This window comes from Acidobacteriota bacterium (genome assembly GCA_034211275.1).
GTDB lineage: Bacteria > Acidobacteriota > Thermoanaerobaculia > Multivoradales > JAHZIX01 > JAGQSE01.
In genome coordinates, this window is sequence record JAXHTF010000334.1 from 1 (window position 1) to 3,010 (window position 3,010).

General features: G+C 67.9%; 2 protein-coding genes. Both read right to left on the minus strand.

Features of this window, described 5'->3' with window-relative positions; all coding sequences use genetic code 11:
* Window positions 1–2,218, minus strand: a 2,218-nt coding sequence (locus SX243_25660) for a hypothetical protein (GenBank protein ID MDY7096377.1), incomplete at its 3' end; no start/stop codon positions are given.
* 394 nt (window positions 2,219–2,612) lie between these two features.
* The coding region (locus SX243_25665; protein MDY7096378.1) for an energy transducer TonB at window positions 2,613–3,010 on the minus strand (398 nt) is incomplete at its 5' end.

The following is a 3,010-nucleotide window of genomic DNA, read 5'->3' on the forward strand; positions in this document are numbered from 1 at the left end:
CGGCGCGGGCAGCCGCGGAGAGGTCGAAGAAGAGCTTGTGACTTCGGCCGGTGCTGTCGGAAACGGTCCAGACCTCCTGACCACTGGCGTTGAGGTGGTAGGCCAGATTCATCCGGTTGCCATACGGGTCGCGGCGCTCGGCGAGGCGCCAGCAGCGGGGAGACATGGAATCACCGGTGCCGTTGCAGAAGAGCGTTCCGAGGGAGGAGTCGGTGCGCTCGAAGACAGAGATCAGGCCGTCCGGGAAGTGCAGCTCGATCTGGTCGGCTCCGGTCTGGACCATGCGCAGTTGGGAGCCGTCCTTGGAGTATCGCACCGGCCCATGGGTGGAGCTGCTGATGCGGTCCGGGAGGTTGTGGAGGGTGTGCTGGGCGCCGTCGGGAGCGATGTAGAGCCAGCGCTGGAGCTGATCCTCGGGGTCGACGGTCCACTGAGCGTTGGGCCAGCGCTGGCGTTCGTTGGAGGCCAGGTGGCCGGGGGGATCGGGAGCGAAGAGCCGGCCGAAGTGGACCTCCCATCCGAGACCGGCGTTGGCGGCCAGGTTGGTCGTGGAAAAGTGCAGATCGCGGCCGAGATTGCCACAGGTGGTAGGACCGTTGTAGGTGCCGCAGTCGAGGCGGACGGATTCGAAGGCCTTGGCGTTGTGGACTGCCTGGAAGCTGTAGGCGAGGCGGTCGCCGACGGTGTAGGTCTGGCCGAGGGGGATGCGGAGCACCAGGTTGCCGGAGGTCAGGTCGATGGCGTCGATGCCGTCGAGTCCCTGGTAGGGGCGATTGGGCAGGAGGCCGCGGTCGATCTCGACGGGCTGGTAGAGGCCGGGATCGGGAGTTTGGTTCTCGGAGCCGTCATCAGCGTCGTCTTCGTCCCCTCCGTCGCCAGGGAGAAGGGTAAAGGCGACCTGGACCGGCAGCGACTCGGCACCCCCGTGGTCGGCGACGGTGGCGGTGAGGACATGCTCGCCCTCGGCCAGGTCCTGGCTTGGCCGGCAGATGGCTCCAGACAGATTCACCGTACAAGGGATGCCGAAGGCCTCGCCGTCGAGCGCCAGCGCGAGGCTCCCGGGTCGGACGCCGGTGCCGGGGTCGCTCCAGGCGAGCTCGATCTCGGGCCGCAGCTCCTCCAGCTCGGCGCCGTCGGTGGGCCGAAGAATCTCCAGCCCGGGGCCTTCGGTGTCCGCGGGTACAGCTCCAAAAGCCAGGCCGCGCAGCGCCACCGGCTCACCGAAGCTCACGGAAGGCTCGAAGCGCTCCATCTCCCAGCCGGAGGGAGAGAGGCGCACGGCGCCTGCTTCGCTCACGGCCCAGACGGAACCGGCGTAGCCGTCGGCCACCAGCGTGTGGTCGCCGGGATTCTTTTCGCCCTCTACGCTGCCGCCGGCTAGTCCAAAAGGCTGGACCGAGGTGAGGGCCTCGCCGGTGGCGTCGACCCGGGTGACGGTCACGCCGTCGGTCACCCAGAGGGTCTCGTCTCCGCCGGGAGCGAGGGCCAGGATCCCAGGAGCGGCAAAGCTGCTGGTGGGCGCTCCGGTGTCTTCAAACTCGCCGGGCTTGCCGTCTTCCGCCTCGCCCGGTGGATCTTCGACAAACCGTAGAATTTGCTCGTCTGCCGCCACCCACACGCTCTCGGCATCCACCGCCAGGGCCCGCACCTCGGCTCCCTCGCCGAGGGTCAGCTTGCGCACCTCGGCGCCGGTGACCGGGTCGTGAAGAGTGACCGCCTCGGCGGTGGCGATCCACAGGCCGGCCTCGGTGGCGAAGAGGCCTCGGAGGTCCGCTGCGAGGGGAATCTGCTGGAGCGCCTGGCCAGAGGGAGCGAAGGAGCCCACCACCTCACCACTGCCGAGCCAGACGGTGCCGTCTTCGGGATCTACGGCCATCCGAGCGATCCCTTCTTCCCCTGCGTCCGTGGGCACCGAGAGCACCGGCGTGCCGTCGAGACCGAAGGCGGCGAGCTCTCTGCCGGTGTGAACCCAGACGAGCTCTCTCGCAGAATCCCCGGCTACCGCCCGGGCGTCGGCGGTTCCGAGGAGCGGGTCGAAGATCTTACCGGTGGTCCGGTCCGCCGGCAGGGCGCCGCGGTCGGTGGCGAGATAGACGTCGGCGGCGGCCGGGAGGGCGAGGCCAAGAATGAGGATGCCCCAGATCCACCAAGCTCCGAGAGCTGGCCGGTGGTAGGTGTTGGACCGGAGCCTTTGCGCCTTGGTGCCCTTCCGCTGCATCGTGGTTTCCCCTTTTTGTCCTATGCCTCGACAATCGGTTGGCGAGTGATTGGTGACTCTCTGTCTTCAGGATCTTAGAAAGTATTCGTTGAAAGTGTGGAAACTTCTCGAATCGTTGCGTAGAGCCAGAAGTGCCCACGGGTTTCGGGACGCCTTCTGGAGAATCGCCAGAATTGCTCACTTGCCGTGCTAGCGAAGATGTACCTAGGGCAGAGCCTGTTGGTCAAGGGATGGTCGCTTACGGCGGTGAAGTAAGCGGGCAAGGCGTCACGGCGGGTGCCGTGGATTGGTAGGGAAATGCTCTCGAGCTAGCGTCAGGGCATCCTGCGGCCAACTATAAGCCGGCGCTCCCGTGGGGAAGCGCCGGCGGTGGGGATCGAGGCGTGGTGGCTGCCTACGGCTTGAAATCAAACCGCAGCGAATGCCACATCTTCACCGGCACGCCGCTCTTGGTAGCGGGGCGGAAGGTGGAGCGGCGGGCGGCTTGCATGGCGGACTCGTCGAGGCCCAGGCCGGCCTCTTTGGAGACCTGCTCAACCTGGGAGACTTTGCCGTTTTCGTCCACCAGCACGCGCACCACGATGGTGGCCTCGCGGCGGAAGCGGCGGGCCGCCGGTGGGTAGCGGGCGGGGGCTTGCTCGACCAGCCGCGGGGGCACGACGCCGGGGCCGGGCTCGACCAGCTGGCCGCGGCGTACCGGCGGCTCCGCCGGCGGGGGCGGGGCGGCCTGAGCGGTCTTGGCCGGGGTCTGAGTGGTGGTCTTGGCCGCTGGGGGTGGGGCCTGGGGCACCG